General features: G+C 70.3%; 17 protein-coding genes and 2 pseudogenes. 9 read left to right on the top strand and 10 right to left on the bottom strand.

What is annotated here, in order from left to right; translation table 11 throughout:
- The first annotated feature begins 45 nt into the window (after positions 1–45).
- The 4 genes and pseudogenes from ggt (at position 46) to NAG42_RS25130 (ending at position 3,512) form a co-directional block, all read left to right on the top strand.
- Positions 46–1,839: a gamma-glutamyltransferase gene (gene ggt, locus NAG42_RS25120; RefSeq protein WP_250033439.1), complete on the top strand. Its 1,794-nt coding sequence runs from the start codon at positions 46–48 to the stop codon at positions 1,837–1,839.
- A 119-nt stretch (positions 1,840–1,958) separates the two neighbouring features.
- On the top strand, positions 1,959–2,174 hold the full coding sequence (locus tag NAG42_RS25125; protein WP_250033440.1) for a hypothetical protein: 216 nt from the start codon (positions 1,959–1,961) through the stop codon (positions 2,172–2,174).
- Positions 2,075–2,680, top strand: a pseudogene (locus tag NAG42_RS45380) (sensor domain-containing protein); the annotation flags it as partial. The gene NAG42_RS25125 and the pseudogene NAG42_RS45380, both read left to right, overlap by 100 nt.
- A 250-nt stretch (positions 2,681–2,930) precedes the next feature.
- Entirely contained in the window at positions 2,931–3,512 is a 582-nt protein-coding gene (locus tag NAG42_RS25130) for a LuxR C-terminal-related transcriptional regulator (protein WP_250033441.1), read from the top strand.
- On the opposite strand, the gene NAG42_RS25135 is transcribed toward NAG42_RS25130, so the two are convergent.
- The 3 genes from NAG42_RS25135 to NAG42_RS25145 all read right to left on the bottom strand — a co-directional run bounded on the left by NAG42_RS25135 (position 3,497) and on the right by NAG42_RS25145 (position 5,109).
- The gene (locus NAG42_RS25135; RefSeq protein WP_250033442.1) at positions 3,497–3,814 is read right to left on the bottom strand and encodes a hypothetical protein; all 318 of its coding nucleotides are present in this window, start codon (positions 3,812–3,814) and stop codon (positions 3,497–3,499) included. The two genes, NAG42_RS25130 and NAG42_RS25135, sit on opposite strands and share 16 nt — an antisense overlap.
- 61 nt (positions 3,815–3,875) lie before the next feature.
- Positions 3,876–4,661 carry a carbon-nitrogen hydrolase family protein gene (locus tag NAG42_RS25140; protein ID WP_308201185.1) on the bottom strand — a complete coding sequence of 262 codons (786 nt, stop codon included), beginning with the start codon at positions 4,659–4,661 and terminating at the stop codon, positions 3,876–3,878.
- Between the two features lie 97 nt (positions 4,662–4,758).
- Positions 4,759–5,109 (bottom strand): hypothetical protein, encoded by a 351-nt coding sequence (locus NAG42_RS25145; RefSeq protein ID WP_250033444.1) that lies wholly within the window; start codon positions 5,107–5,109, stop codon positions 4,759–4,761.
- A 270-nt stretch (positions 5,110–5,379) separates the two neighbouring features.
- On the opposite strand from NAG42_RS25145, the gene NAG42_RS25150 reads away from it, so the two are divergent.
- Positions 5,380–5,817: a chemotaxis protein CheW gene (locus tag NAG42_RS25150; protein ID WP_250033445.1), complete on the top strand. Its 438-nt coding sequence runs from the start codon at positions 5,380–5,382 to the stop codon at positions 5,815–5,817.
- Between the two features lie 243 nt (positions 5,818–6,060).
- On the top strand, positions 6,061–6,417 hold the full coding sequence (locus NAG42_RS25155) for a hypothetical protein (RefSeq protein WP_250033446.1): 357 nt from the start codon (positions 6,061–6,063) through the stop codon (positions 6,415–6,417).
- Positions 6,418–6,692: 275 nt separating this feature from the next.
- Here the strand turns inward: NAG42_RS25155 and NAG42_RS25160 are convergent.
- From NAG42_RS25160 to NAG42_RS25190, 7 genes and pseudogenes are all read right to left on the bottom strand, one after another.
- Positions 6,693–6,878 (bottom strand): annotated as a pseudogene (locus NAG42_RS25160) (cyclic-phosphate processing receiver domain-containing protein); the annotation flags it as partial.
- Positions 6,879–7,132: 254 nt separating this feature from the next.
- Positions 7,133–7,576, bottom strand: a complete 444-nt coding sequence (locus NAG42_RS25165) for a GNAT family N-acetyltransferase (protein ID WP_438872442.1) — start codon at positions 7,574–7,576, stop codon at positions 7,133–7,135.
- Positions 7,573–8,073, bottom strand: a complete 501-nt coding sequence (locus NAG42_RS25170; RefSeq protein ID WP_250033447.1) for a GrpB family protein — start codon at positions 8,071–8,073, stop codon at positions 7,573–7,575. Before NAG42_RS25170 ends, NAG42_RS25165 begins: the two co-directional genes overlap by 4 nt.
- Positions 8,070–8,576, bottom strand: coding sequence for a pyridoxamine 5'-phosphate oxidase family protein (locus NAG42_RS25175; protein WP_250033448.1), 507 nt, complete (start codon positions 8,574–8,576; stop codon positions 8,070–8,072). Before NAG42_RS25175 ends, NAG42_RS25170 begins: the two co-directional genes overlap by 4 nt.
- Positions 8,576–9,115 (bottom strand): uridine kinase family protein, encoded by a 540-nt coding sequence (locus NAG42_RS25180; RefSeq protein WP_250033498.1) that lies wholly within the window; start codon positions 9,113–9,115, stop codon positions 8,576–8,578. The genes NAG42_RS25175 and NAG42_RS25180 overlap by 1 nt, the downstream gene beginning before the upstream one ends.
- 287 nt (positions 9,116–9,402) lie before the next feature.
- Positions 9,403–10,041 carry a response regulator gene (locus tag NAG42_RS25185; protein WP_308201186.1) on the bottom strand — a complete coding sequence of 213 codons (639 nt, stop codon included), beginning with the start codon at positions 10,039–10,041 and terminating at the stop codon, positions 9,403–9,405.
- A 5-nt stretch (positions 10,042–10,046) separates the two neighbouring features.
- On the bottom strand, positions 10,047–11,150 hold the full coding sequence (locus NAG42_RS25190) for a sensor histidine kinase (protein WP_250033450.1): 1,104 nt from the start codon (positions 11,148–11,150) through the stop codon (positions 10,047–10,049).
- A 140-nt stretch (positions 11,151–11,290) separates the two neighbouring features.
- On the opposite strand from NAG42_RS25190, the gene NAG42_RS25195 reads away from it, so the two are divergent.
- From NAG42_RS25195 to NAG42_RS25205, 3 genes are all read left to right on the top strand, one after another.
- On the top strand, positions 11,291–11,884 hold the full coding sequence (locus NAG42_RS25195; protein WP_250033451.1) for a CDP-alcohol phosphatidyltransferase family protein: 594 nt from the start codon (positions 11,291–11,293) through the stop codon (positions 11,882–11,884).
- Entirely contained in the window at positions 11,881–12,351 is a 471-nt protein-coding gene (locus NAG42_RS25200) for a VTT domain-containing protein (protein ID WP_250033452.1), read from the top strand. The genes NAG42_RS25195 and NAG42_RS25200 overlap by 4 nt, the downstream gene beginning before the upstream one ends.
- Positions 12,352–12,594: 243 nt before the next feature.
- Positions 12,595–13,200 (top strand): hypothetical protein, encoded by a 606-nt coding sequence (locus tag NAG42_RS25205; RefSeq protein ID WP_250033499.1) that lies wholly within the window; start codon positions 12,595–12,597, stop codon positions 13,198–13,200.
- Positions 13,201–13,214: the final 14 nt, after the last annotated feature.

The raw sequence follows: 13,214 nt of genomic DNA on the forward strand, positions 1-13,214 counted from the left end.
CTGGTAGGCAGAGATAGACGAATTGCTCTGCCACTCGGAGGATCAATGCGGATTCGGCCGGCCCTAGGCGTTTTGACTCTGTCCGCGGCGGTTCTCGTCGCGCCCTCGCCGGCTGTCGCCGGCGGTTCCACTCCCGCCCTCGGTCCCACGGCGACCGGGTACGGCGGTGCCGTGTCGACAGTCGACCCGACCGCCACGGCCGTCGGCCTCGACGTGCTGCGCCGCGGCGGCAACGCGGTGGACGCGGCGGTCGCCGCGGCGGCCACCCTCGGCGTCACCGAGCCGTTCTCGGCCGGCATCGGCGGCGGCGGCTTCTTCGTCTACTACGACGCCCGCAAACGCAGCGTCCAGACCATCGACGGCCGCGAGTCGGGCCCGGCCACGATGAAGGAGACCCACTTCATCGACCCGGCCGACGGTCTGCCGTACGAGTTCGCCGAGGCCCGCGTCTCCGGCCTCTCGGTCGGCACCCCCGGCACGCTGGCCACCTGGGAGTCGGCCACCAGGAAGTGGGGCACCCGGTCGCTGGCCGCCCTGCTCCAGCCGGCCGCCAAGGTGGCCGACCGCGGCTTCCCGGTCGACGCCACGTTCCGCCAGCAGATCGCCGACAACGCGGCCGCCTTCGGTCAGTTCGACTCGACCAAGGCGCTGTACCTGCCCGGCGGTCAGCCGCCCGCGGTCGGCTCGACCCAGCGCAACCCCGACCTGGCCGACACCTACCGCCTGATCGCCCGGCGCGGCACCGACGTCCTCTACCGGGGCGCGGTCGCCCGGGACATCGTGCGCACGGTGCAGAACCCGCCGGTCTCGTCCACGCCGGTCGGCACCTGGGCCTACCCCATCCGCCCGGGCACGCTGACCCTGTCCGACCTGGCCCGCTACGACCTGCGCCACCCCGCACCGACCCGGTCGCAGTTCCGGGACCTCACCGTCTACGGCATGAACACCCCGTCCAGCGGCGGCATCGCGGTGAGCGAGGCCCTCAACATCCTCGAGACCGCCGGCCTGTCCAAGTCGGACGTGACCAAGGCCCTGCACTACTACCTCGAGGCGTCGGCGCTGTCGTTCGCCGACCGCAACCGCTACGTCGGGGCGTACACCCCGCAGCCGGTCGTCAAGAAGCTCCTCTCGGACGGCTGGGCCAAGCAGCGCGCCTGCCAGATCAACCCGGCCCGGGCCCTGACCAAGCCGGTGCCGCCCGGCAACCTCAACGACTCCGGCTGCACCCCGGCCACCGTCGGCGGCCCCACCGAGCAGGGTCAGAGCACCACGAACCTGACGGTGGCCGACCGCTGGGGCAACATCGTCGAATACACGTTCACGATCGAGCAGACCGGCGGCAACGCCATGGTCGTCCCCGGCCGCGGCTTCCTGCTCAACAACGAGCTGACCGACTTCAACTTCACCAACACCCAGGCCCCCGCGGCCGACCCCAACCTGCCCGGCCCCGGCAAGCGCCCGCGCAGCTCGATGTCCCCCACGATCGTCCTCAAGGACGGCAAGCCGTTCCTGGCCCTGGGCTCACCGGGCGGCGCCACCATCATCACCACGGTCCTGCAGATCCTGCTCAACCGCGTGGTCCTGGGCCAGTCCCTGCCCGAGGCCATGGCCGCCCCGCGCGCGTCCCAGCGCAACACCGCGGGCATCCAGGCCGAGCCGGCTTTCCGGACGACCTACGGCCCGTCGCTGACCGCACGGGGCCACACGTTCGCGGCCGACGTCCCCGAACTGGGCGCCGCCACCGCGATCGAGTTCACCCGCAACGGCGGCTTCATCGCCTCCGCCGAACCGGCCCGCCGAGGCTCCGGCGCCGCCGGGGTGGTCCACCCGTCCCGCTGACACCCGTCTGAACCGCAGGGCCCGGCGCACCCGCCGGGCCCTGCGTCGTTGCGTCCGGGGTAGGGCTGTCCCCCAGGTCATGCTGGTGGGTCGCCGATGAGCCCGACTATCACAACGCGTTGGTGCACGTGCGACTCGAGGGGCCGTCGCTGCTGGTCGGTGGCCCCGACAACAGCGACACCGATCTGCGGCAGCCGTGGATCGCGCGATGGCCGGCCGGCTGCTCGGCGTCACCGTGGAGCCTCCGGGCCCGCGCGGGCCGGGCCGTGGTCTGGTCGGGTGGACCCGGCTGCGGGACGCCGCCGGGTGGCGCGCTGTGCTCTACCGCGTCGTGAAGGTGCCGGCCGCCCTGCTCGCCGTGGCGGTCACGGTGATCTTCTGGGGGTACGGCCTGCTCGCTCCCACCTATTCGGTGTGGTGGTCGTTCGTACCGGCGCAGACCGACAGTCACGGTCGCGCCCACCCGGGCCTCGGACTGCTCGGAGACGTCTATCTGGACAGCTGGCCGCGCGCCGTGGCCACCGCCGGTGCCGGGCTCGTCCTGCTCATCCTGGCGCCGTGGGCGGTGCGCGCCGCGGTGGCGCCGGACACCTGGCTCATGCGGAGCCTGCTCGGCGGACGCCGCAGCGACGAGCGGATCCGTGACCTGGAACAGACCCGCGCGCACGCTGTGCGAGACGCGGCGACGAAGCTTCGAGCCATCGAACGCAATCTGCACCACGGCGCCCAGCCCCAGCTCGTCGCCCTGGCGATGCGCTTGGACATGGCCCGCACCATGCTGGCCGGCGACACCTCACCACCGGACCTGGACCGCGTCCTCGCCTTGATCGACTCGGCCCACCGGGGCGCCACCGACGCGATCGCCGACCTGCGCGACCTCGCTCAGGGCATCCATCCGCCGATTCTCGACAGCGGTCTGGAAGCCGCACTGCGGACGGTCGCGGCTCGTAGCGCCGTTCCCGTCGATCTGTCCGTCACCATGCCGCGCCGCCCCGACGCGGCAGTCGAGACATGCCTGTACTTCTGCGCCACCGAGCTGGTCAACAACGCCGCCAAGCACAGCGGCGCGCGACGGGTCACTGTCGACGTGAGTGACCCGGCACGGGGTGATTCGCCTGGTGGTCGCCGACGACGCGCTGCTCGCCGCCGTCGCCGAGCACGACCCGGACGTCACCGTGGTGGACATCCGCATGCCACCCACCCACACCGACGAAGGCCTGCGCGCCGCCGTCGACCTACGCCGCCGGTATCCGCGACGTGGTGTGCTGGTCTTCTCCCAGTACATCGAGGCGCGGTACGCGACCGATCTGCTCGCCGTCCGCGCGGGCGGGGTCGGATACCTGCTCGAGGAACGGGTCCCCAACGTCCGAGCCTTCATGTCGGCGCTGGTCCGGGTGGCCGACGGCGAAACCGTGCTGGATCCCGACGTCGTCCGCCAGCTGGTCGGCGCGAATCGGCAGCGGGAAACCCTCGACCGGCTGACCGCCCGGGAACAGCAGGTGCTCACCCTGATGGCCGAGGGTCGCTCCAACACCGCGATCGCCCGCCTGCTCGCGGTCAGCGACGGGACTGTGGGGAAGCACGTCAGCGCAATCTCCGGGAAGTTCGGCTTGGCCGCCGCGGACACCGATCACCGCCGGGTGCTCGCGGTCCTGCGCTACCTGAAGGGCTGAGCCGGGTCGGCCAGGAAGACCTGCCCCAAGGTGGAGGCCAGATGGCGGTAGTCCTCCATGAGTGGCCCCACTAATAGCCGGTCGGGCTCGAAGGCATCACGCAAGCCCTTCGCCAGGTCTTCCGAGCGCTGATCCCAGGTCCCGGCGGCCTTCCGGTGCCTGCGCTGGAACGACTGCCAGCGGCGCCAGCCGACGTCGATGACATCGTCGGCCGTGTCCGGCATGGCAACAGGGGATCCACCTTGGTGGAGCTGGTCGATGGCGGCGCGGGCCGAGGACCGTGTTGCCGGCGGCATCTCCATGAGTGCGAGTATCGCCGAGGAGTCCGCAGGGCACGTCTGAATATCGGCCGGGCGGCGAACGTCAGGTCGGCCGGTGACACGTCACGGACAGGACGTCCTGCCGGCGTTGTCCGAGGTACCAGTTCCCCACCTGGGCCAGGTCGAGAGTCTGCCTGAGCAGGCCTGGGGAGCCGCTGGGAAGCTCACCCAGCACTTCGCCGCGGGGAGACACCACCATGCTCGGGCAGTGCTGGTCGGCGTGGGCGACGTTGGCGGATACGACGAAGCGCTGGTTCTCCGCGGCGCGGCTGATCAAGTGGCTGCGCCAGACGCCGTCGACCTCGCGGATATTCGCGGCGTTGGTCAGGTAGACGAACACCTGCGCCCCGGCGCCTGCCAAGTGCTGCCACTGCTCCGGGAAGCGGATCTCCCGGCACAACTGCACACCCACGGTGAACTTTCCCCGGGGCTGCTCGATGCTGATGGTCGGCAGATCATCACCGGGCCGCAGCCGCCCGCGTTCGTTCATGGCGAGATTGATCTTCCGGTATACGTGGTGGTCGCCATCGGCACTGAAGATCAGTCCGGCGTTGCACCACCCGCCCTGCCACGGCAGGAGTGATCCGCAGAAGATCTGCACCTGCCGGTCGACGGCGAGCGCGGCCACCTGCGCCACGGCGTGATCCACCAAGGCGGGGTCGACAGCCTCCAGCGGTGTCAGATCCTCGCCGTACCCGGAGAGCATGCCTTCGGGAAGGACGACCATGTCACCGGGCTGCGCCTCGTCGACGACGTCCCGCACCGTGCCGAGATTGGCGTCGACGTCCCAGGTGACAGGAACTTGCCCGATCAGAACGGAGATCTGCACCAGACGATCTTCGAGGATCCGTGACCTGTCGTCGATCGTAGGTTGGAGCCAAGTCCGCTCGCGAGGCCTCTCAGCAGCAGCACCGGATAGGCAGCCTTCACCATTCGTCGCAGGGGAAGTGCGTGGAGCGGACGCACTCGTCGTGAAAGATCAGCATGAGCCGCCACCGGCCTTGCTCCGCGAGCCGGTCGCACAGGGCGTGCAGGATCGGCTCCACGTCCCCGCCGGTCGAGACCGCCAAGTCGTACGGATGGCTGCGGAACGGCTCGTTGTCCGCCTGACCGAAGGTCAGCCAGGCATGCGTGCCGTCGGAGTAGCCGTGCAGCGACTCGCCGCCGGTGACGGGACCCAGGGGAAACCCGAGCACGGCGCTCATCTGCTCGCCGACTTCGGCCAGGGTCGGCGCCCAGCCGAGGTCGGCCGGGCCAAACATGATCGACTTATCCATCCCGCGTTCCCGTCAGCACTCCAGCCAGTCCCATCCGTTGCAGTTGATCTTCTCAGAGATCGGCTGGACGTCCGCGAACGCGGTGAGCAGCCAGGGCTTGGTCACGTCGAACGGACCGGTGCAGGGACGCGTGTCCTCCCGTCTACAGCCTTGACGTGACGAAAGTGATGTCCGATCCAGGATTTCCTTGAGTGGAAGGGTGGCGAACCGAATAAAGCAGCTGGTACGCCCCGGCGAAGCCTGGCGGCCAGCAAACCCTGGAGATCACCCATGACCAGCCGTCAGTTCGTGACCTTCGACGTGGCCGACCAGTTCTTCGGGGTCCCCGTGGAAATCGTGCAGGAAGTCCTCCTCAACGAGAAGTACACGCCGATGCCGCTCGCCCCGGACGGGTGGGGCGGCCTGTTCAACCTGCGCGGTGAGGTCATCGGGACGGTGGACCTGCAGGTCCGGTTCGGGCGGCCGCGCAGGTCGATGTCGGGTCCCATCATCAACGTGGTCGTGCTGGTCGGCGGTGAACCGGTAAGCCTGCTGGTGGACCGGATCGGGCTGGTCGCCGATCTGGACGATGCGGCGTTCGAGTTGCCACCGGACACACTGACCGGGCCGACCCGAGCGATGATTGTCGGTTCGTACAAGACTGAGGATCGGCTGCTGCTGGTGCTCGATGTCGCCGAATGCGTCAACACCGCTCGCGCCCCCATTTAGACGGGCTGGCGCGCCTGCCGACCTGCTGTCCGGCTTCGACCGGCAGTCAGCACCTTTACCAGCATCCGGATTTGCCGCTGTCAGCGCCGCGTCTCAAGGAAGTCACGCCCTTCATCCTCCAACAACGCGTGGGCGTCACGCGGTGTATCGCAGGTCGGTTCGCCCCGACGCACGCTCCTGCGGTTGAGCGGGCGCCCGGTGTATTCGCTCGCTGCGCCAAACGTGGCCTTGTAGTGTCCCCTCGTGTCCTTGGTCGATCTGCGCCACGGCTTCCGCGACGAAGCACAGCTCCGCCTGGCTCAGGGTGTTGTCATGCTGCGCCTCGCTGACGACCGCGAGCAGGAGGAGTGCCGAGTGCTGATGAAGTTCTTCTGGCAGCTGGCGATGACATATCAAGAGGTGACCGAAGCCGAACTCGATCGACATACCAATCCCGGCAAACGTGAAGTCATCCAGAACCTTATCGACGCGATCAGGCAATCGCCAGAAGCCGTCGACGCATGGATAGACAACGCGTCGAGGCGCTTCCCATTCGTTCAGGACCGCGGCTACGCGGCTCTCAACAACGATGATGGTCAAGAAACTGACAATCAAGCATGAGGGACCGAGCCCTTCAACGCACTGATTTGCCGCGGTCCGAGCGTCCTCCGTCGTGGCGGCGTGCGGCGGCCGGAGCCTTCGGATGAGTTGGGCATACTGACGGACGTGAGCTTGGACCTGGCGGTGTGGGAAGGGCCACCCGCAGGTCAGATGGTTGAGGCCTTTCGTGGAGTGAGCGACTTCGTCAGCGTTTGGCGCCGAGGCAGTCCCGGCGAGGCCAGCCGCCTACTGATCTGCCGCGTAGTGCTCAGGCTGGTGCGAAATCTGCCTCTGTTCACCGGCCATATCGTGTCGTCCTCGCCGAGATCATGATCCAGCCACAGTTCGTCCAGCCGTTGGCCTCGGCAGCTCTCGACAAGTTCCACTCCGGCCGCGCTTGTCCGAGCGACCTCTGCGTTACGGCTGTCCACGAACGAACGTAGATCGTCAACGAGGATGACCCGGGGTGCGTTCGTTGCCATTCCAAGATTCTGCCCAGCGTGTCCAACTGCCATGATCCGATGCACTGATTTGCCGCCATGCGCGCCCCGGCGGGCTGTCGCTGACGTACTCGGTAGGCTCAGAGTCACAGCCGTGACCAGCAGAATCCAACGACCGACGGCGTCGTCACCATGGAAGTCGTGGGCGAGGTCTACGAGACTGACCGCTTTGTGCTGCGGTGGTCGCGAGGTCGGCGGCGCGATCCTGCGGGCGCCGACTCGCCGTCCAGCGGGGGTCAGCCGGCTTCGTAGTGGCGCAGGCGGACTGGGCGCCCGTCCGGCCCAGTCCAGTCGGCCTGCGAGACGTGCGTGAACCGCCAGCCGGTGGCCTCGTAGAACGCGATCGCGGCCGAGCGTTGCTCGTCGACGACGTTCAGTGTGAGTCCGCATCCGCGCTCGGCTGCCCAGCCCCGGGCCTGATCGATCAGGAGCCGGCCGACGTCCCCGCGACGGGCCGCGGGCACCACGAACAAGCGGCAGAGCTCGGCCGGATCCCCGTCCCGCACAGCGACATGGCCGACGATGCTGGCACTCTCGGCGACCCAGGCCGCGTCCACTGTGGCCAGCCACGCTCGCGGGTCGGGCGGCCACGTCATCGGGTACGCGTCGGCCTCGTGCACCACCCGCAGGGCCTCGACACAGCGGTCCAGATCGTCATCACGGCGGGGGCGGACGATCACGACAGGCGGTTGATGAACGAGGCCTTGCCCGCCCGGTAGCGCGGGCGGTCCCGGTCGTCGTCCGCGGCCAGGGCCTGTTTGAGGCGGGCGTAGTCGGCGGCGTCCCCGGGATGGGTCCGCAGGTGGTCGCGGAACGCCAGGAGCCGGGGCCACTGGTCCGAGGCGTTCTCATAGATGTGCAGGTGGTGGGTGCGCCAGGCCGGCCCGGGGAAGCAGAACGACCACTTGCGGGCCTCGGCGTCGCCCGGCTCGGGGGCGTGCGCCCAGCCGATCGCGGTCATCGTCTGCTCGATGCCACCCGCGTCGTAGGAGTCGATGCGGGCCAGCATGTCGATGATCGGCTTGGCCGCCAGACCGGGGACGGCGGTGCTGCCGATGTGCTCGACCGGGCCGGTCAGCCACGGGAGCAGGGCCGGCTCGATCCGGACGCGCTGCTGCTTGAAGGCGTCGGGCCAGCTCACGTCGTACGGAAGGATTTTGATCGGATCCTGTCTCATGGGCGCCTCCAGAACTGGCGGGCGGCGAAGCCCTCGCGGCGCAGCCAGTGTTCGGTGTAGACGATGCGGTCGGGTTCGAGGACGACCAGGGTGTCGCGGGGTGGCTCGGTGACGGATCGGCCCTGCTCGGCGTGCTCGTTCTCCCAGCGGAAGGCCGCCCAGTAGCGCGCCCGATCGGGATCGTCGCGGGACAGCACGCGGGCCCGGCCGAACAGTTGCGCGCCGCGGCTGCTGGCCAGCCCGACCAGCGGCGCGAAGACGCCCACCGAGACGCGCGGGTCGGCTCCGATGTTGCGAACCTTGGGCGAGCGCGGCGACGCGGTGAACATGACCGCGAAGCCCAGCGAGTAATAGCGCACCGGCGTGGCCAGCGGTCCGTCGTCGCCGGCGGTGGCCAGCACACACATGTTCTGCGCGGAGAGCAGGTTGAGGATGCGCTCCTCGAGCCGTTCCCGGGGCAGACGGGCGGCCGGCATGGGCTCGGCGAGCCAGGGATTCGTCATCAGCCGTGGCGGGTGGTGTCGACGATCAGGTCGGCGCGCTCGCGGGTGCCGTCGGCGGCGAAGAAAGCCTCCTCCTCGACCATCCACTTGCGCCAGAGCTGCTCCTTGTCGTCGAAGGTGGTGTCCTGGCGCATGCCCCGGGCCAGGCGCATCGGGGCCGGCGCTTCGACCCAGATCGCGTACGCGATCCGTCCCACCGTCTCGAGCCGGGTGCAGGTCACCCCCTCGAAGATCACGGTGGGCACCCACGGCTGCGTCTTCCACGCACCGAGCCGGTCGCCGTGCCAGTCCGTCCAGTCCCGTGCCTGAAAGACGGCGTCCTCACCGCGGAGAAGCGGGGTCAGCACCTGGGCGTCGAAGCGCGGCCACCACCCGGCGAAGTCGCCCCACGAGACGAAGTCGTCGATCTCGATGATCGGCGCACCCACAGCCTCGGCCAGCTCGCCCGCGAGGTGGCTCTTGCCCGAGCCGCTGGGGCCGTCGACACCGACGATGCGCATGCCGCCGACCGGCTGGCAGGAGGCGATTCGCTCGACCATCGCGGCATCCACGGACGCAGCCTAGCGAGTGCGCGGCCGAGGATGCCGGTCCGGTCCCAGGGTCAGCGGTACAGGTGGATGTCGCGGTGACGTATCCGCCGACCGACCGCTTCCACCGCTCGCAGTGACCCGGTTGACAGCGATCCTCTGATCGAGAGCGGCCGCCAGGGCCTCGATCTGGCCGGCCAGGCTGACAGCCTCGGGCCCGGTGAGGTCGAGCGTCGATCCGCGCAGGGCGGGATCCGTGAGCGTGTGGAAGCGGGCCCAGCCAGCGCCCGCGGGGCGACTCATCGGGGCAGGCCGGCCCGGATGGCCAGGATGGCCGCTCGTACGCGATCCCGGCTGCCCGTCTTGGCCAGCACGTTGGCGACGTGGGTCTTGACCGTGCTCATGGAAAGGTGGAGATGCTGGGCGATCTCGTCGTTGTTGAGCCCGGAGCCGATCAGGGTGAGGACGTCCGTCTCCCGGGCGGTCAGCCGGAAGGACGTCAGCTCGACAGGCGTCGCCGGACCGGTCGAGCGAACCCGGTCGAGCACCAAGCCGGTCACCTCGGCCGACAGGATCGCCTCGCCGGCCGCGACGGCCCGCACCGCGGCGATCAGCTCGCGGGCGCTGCTGCGCTTGAGCAGGAATCCGCGCGCCCCGGAGGCGATGGCGTCCAGGACGTACGTGTCGTCGTCGAAGGTGGTGACGATGAGGACGGCCGGGGCGTGCGGGATCCCGGCCAGTTCACGAGTGGCCTGGAGGCCGTCGAGGACCGGCATGCGGATGTCGACCAGGGCGAGGTCGATGCGGGGGTCCCGGTGGACGGCGTCGAGGAGCTGCCGCCCGTCGGCCACCTCGGCCGCGACCTCGATGTCCGGCTGGGAGCGCAGGATCAGGCTGAAGCCGTCGCGGACCAGCTCCTGATCGTCGGCGATGGCCACCCGGATCACGGTGGTGCCACCGGCAGATCGACTTCGAGCCGGGTGCCGCCGCCGGGCCGCTCGTTCAGGCGCCAGCTGCCGCCGAGCGAGCTCACGCGTTCCGCGATGCCGAGCAGACCGGAGCCGCGGGCCGGCGCCCGGGGCGGGCCGATGCCGTCGTCGCTCACCCGCAGTCGGGCGAGGGTGCCCGCACGCACCAGTTCCACCCAGGCCGACGTGGCTCCGGCGTGCCGGGCGACATTGGTCAGGGCCTCCTGGGTGATCCGGTAGGCGGCCAGCGCGCCGGCCTCGCTGAGACCCGGCTCGGCGTCGACGTGGACGTGCACCGTGACGCCCGACTGGCGGAGTGGCTGGGCGAGCAGCTCGTCGATGTCGGACAACCGGGGCGGTTGGCTCACCGTGATCTCGGCGCCCGGGTCCCGCAGGTGCACAACGAGCGTGTCCAGGTCGCGTAGGGCGGTGCGGCCACTGTCGGCGATCCGCTGCAGCGCGGCGGCCGGGTCGGGGCCGAGCTGGCCGGCCTCGGCCTGGACGACCATCGCCGTGACGTGATGGCCGACCACGTCGTGCAGTTCGCGAGCCAGGTTGGTGCGCTGCTCGAGCCACGCCGTGTGACCGCGCAGCGCGGCCGCTTCCCGGGTGACGGCGGAGGCCCGCGACCAGGTTCGCAACAGCGCCGCCAGGAGGTAGCCCACGCCGACGAAGACGAACAGCTGCTCGTACGGGCCCCGCTGCTGCGACAACGCCAGGGTGAAGCCACCGGCGGCGCCGGCCAGCCCGGCCACCCACCCCAGCCAGGGCCGCCGGGCCCGGTCGTGACCGGTCGACAGAAAGACGAGGGCGGCCGCCGCCAGGCCCAGCTGAGCCGACTCGTTGGTGCTCACGCAGGCCACGAACGCGGCGCCGGCGGCGAACACGAGAGCCCGGTAGCGAGGCAGCATCACGGCCACGACCCCGGCCGGCACCACGAGCCACAGCCAGCCGGCCGGCACGGACACGCCCCCGTCGACGGTGGCGACGACCACGACGACGATCAGGCCGGCCGCCGCGTCGGCGATCTGGCGCACGCGCTCCGGGGCGCGTGACCCTCCCAGGACTGTGGTGACCACCCGGTCAGTCTCGGTGATCGGCGTGCTCCCCGGCCAGGTCCCCGGGTACCGGATGGCCCGGCACCGCCGTACCGTGGTCCCGGGCCGGACGGCACCGCGGCACGTTCCGCCCCGGCGGCCGGCCACGCGACCGTGCAGGCATGACTCTTGCCGACTCCCGCGCCGCAGTCCGGGCCGGTCCGTTCCGCACCGCCGCCAACGGCATCACCGTCATCCGTACGCTGGCCGCCGTCTCCCTCGGCGTCGCCGCCGTGGTCTCCGGCTCGATGACCCTGCTCGTCGTGGCCTACGGCATCTATTGGCTCGGCGACATGCTCGACGGACTGGCCGCCCGGCTGCTCCACCAGGAGACCCGGGCGGGCGCTGTCCTCGACATCGTGAGCGACCGCGCGTGCACCGCCGTGCTCTGCGTGGGCCTGGTCGTGCTGGTGCCCGACGTCGCGGTCGTGGCGCTGGTCTTCCTGCCCTCGTTCATGGTGCTGGACACCATGCTCTCGCTGGCGTTCCTGTGCTGGCCGCTGCTCAGCCCCAACCACTTCCACGTCGTCGACCGGCGGGTGTGGACCCTGAACTGGTCGGTGCCGGCGAAGGCGGCCAACACTGCCGGGGTCATCGGCGCCGTCGCCCTCGGGCAGTTCCGGCTGGCGCTGGTGGTCGCGCTCGCCGTCCTCGGGGTCAAGCTCTGGTCGGCCGTGGCGGTGGCCGGACTGCTCGACCGGGACGGCCGGACGTGACCGGCCTGGTCGAGGCGTTGACAACCTTGGGGTACGGGTTCGCTTCCGCGCTCGTGCCGGTCGTCAACGCCGAGGCGTACGCGGTGGTGGCCGGCCACCGCACCGGCCACCTCGTGATCCTCGTCGTCGTTCTGGCGTTCGGCCAGACCGCCGGCAAACTGGTCCTGTTCGAAGCCGCGCGGCACGGGACGGGACGCTTGACCCGGAGGCTGACGCGCCGGAGCCGTACGGGCCGCGCGCAGGCCCGGGCCGCCCGGTGGACCGAGCCGATGCAGCGCTGGCTCTCCCGCCGCCGCACCGGCCTGCCGACCGTGTTCCTCTCGGCCGCGGTCGGACTCCCACCGCTGGCCCTGGTCAGCCTGGCCGCCGGCGCGGCGAACCTGCGCGCCCCGGAGTTCGCCCTCGTCTGCTTCGCCGGCCGCCTGCTCCGATTCGCCGCCCTGGTCCTGCCGGCCGCACTCCTCTGACGCCTCGCGGCCGGGCTCCGCGACCGCGCGTGAGGACCTCGCAGCTGCGCGCCTCCGGCGGCTTGGGAATGTCGTACCCGTCGATTAGAATGTATGTACGAAAAGGGCCTGTGAGCTGCTGATCTTTGGCGTTATCGGTGTGCCGAATGTCAGTTTTGGGCCAGTTAGGAGATCGACGTGACCGCGCCCGTTCGGACTGTCCCCTCGACCAACCCCGTGCCCGTCATCCCGCCCTACGCGACCATGCTCGGCTTCACCCGTTACGTGACCCGCACCGGCCCGGCCAAGGCCACGTTCGTCGGCGGTCTGCGCAAGGCTCGCGAGCGGCGGTCCGGGTTCAACCCGCACGGCCAGCTCGTCAAGGCGCTCAAGGCCGACATCGCCTTCCGCACCGGCGGCAGCTATCTGTCCGGCGTGGTCGGCCTGGTCAAGGAGAGGTGGAAGCCGCTCTACGAGTCGGTCAGCGCCGGCGCCAAGACCTACCTGGATTCCCTCGGTGACCCCGATCAGGTGGGGCTGGCGCAGACGCGTGACGCGCTCGCCTCGGTGGGGCCGCTGGTCGTCAAGGTCAACCCCCACTTCGGACTGCGCTACGAGGACGGTCGCCGCGAGGCCGTCCGGCTGCACTTCGACGAGCTGCCGCCCACCCCCGAGGCCACCACCGCGATGCTGCACCTGATGGCCCGCCACATGGATCAGATCCTGCCCAACGCCGAGCCGGTGCTGGTCGACCTGCGCCGCGGCCAGGTCCACCGCCTCGACCCGTCGGCCAAGCCCACCGACATCGAGACCTGGCTGGCCGGTGAGGCGGCCGCCTTCACCGCCATGTGGAGCACCACCGCTGCCTGACCCCACCCCGATCC

This window comes from Paractinoplanes maris, assembly GCF_023544465.1.
Classification (GTDB): domain Bacteria; phylum Actinomycetota; class Actinomycetes; order Mycobacteriales; family Micromonosporaceae; genus Actinoplanes; species Actinoplanes maris.

Coding starts and splice junctions, on each gene's coding strand:
- ggt (WP_250033439.1), top strand. CDS start 46: ATGCGGATTCGGCCGGCCCTAGGCGTTTTGACTCTGTCCGCGGCGGTT.
- NAG42_RS25135 (WP_250033442.1), bottom strand. CDS start 3,814: ATGGAGATGCCGCCGGCAACACGGTCCTCGGCCCGCGCCGCCATCGAC.
- NAG42_RS25145 (WP_250033444.1), bottom strand. CDS start 5,109: ATGGATAAGTCGATCATGTTTGGCCCGGCCGACCTCGGCTGGGCGCCG.
- NAG42_RS25150 (WP_250033445.1), top strand. CDS start 5,380: ATGACCAGCCGTCAGTTCGTGACCTTCGACGTGGCCGACCAGTTCTTC.
- NAG42_RS25170 (WP_250033447.1), bottom strand. CDS start 8,073: ATGAGACAGGATCCGATCAAAATCCTTCCGTACGACGTGAGCTGGCCC.
- NAG42_RS25175 (WP_250033448.1), bottom strand. CDS start 8,576: ATGACGAATCCCTGGCTCGCCGAGCCCATGCCGGCCGCCCGTCTGCCC.
- NAG42_RS25180 (WP_250033498.1), bottom strand. CDS start 9,115: ATGGTCGAGCGAATCGCCTCCTGCCAGCCGGTCGGCGGCATGCGCATC.
- NAG42_RS25195 (WP_250033451.1), top strand. CDS start 11,291: ATGACTCTTGCCGACTCCCGCGCCGCAGTCCGGGCCGGTCCGTTCCGC.
- NAG42_RS25205 (WP_250033499.1), top strand. CDS start 12,595: ATGCTCGGCTTCACCCGTTACGTGACCCGCACCGGCCCGGCCAAGGCC.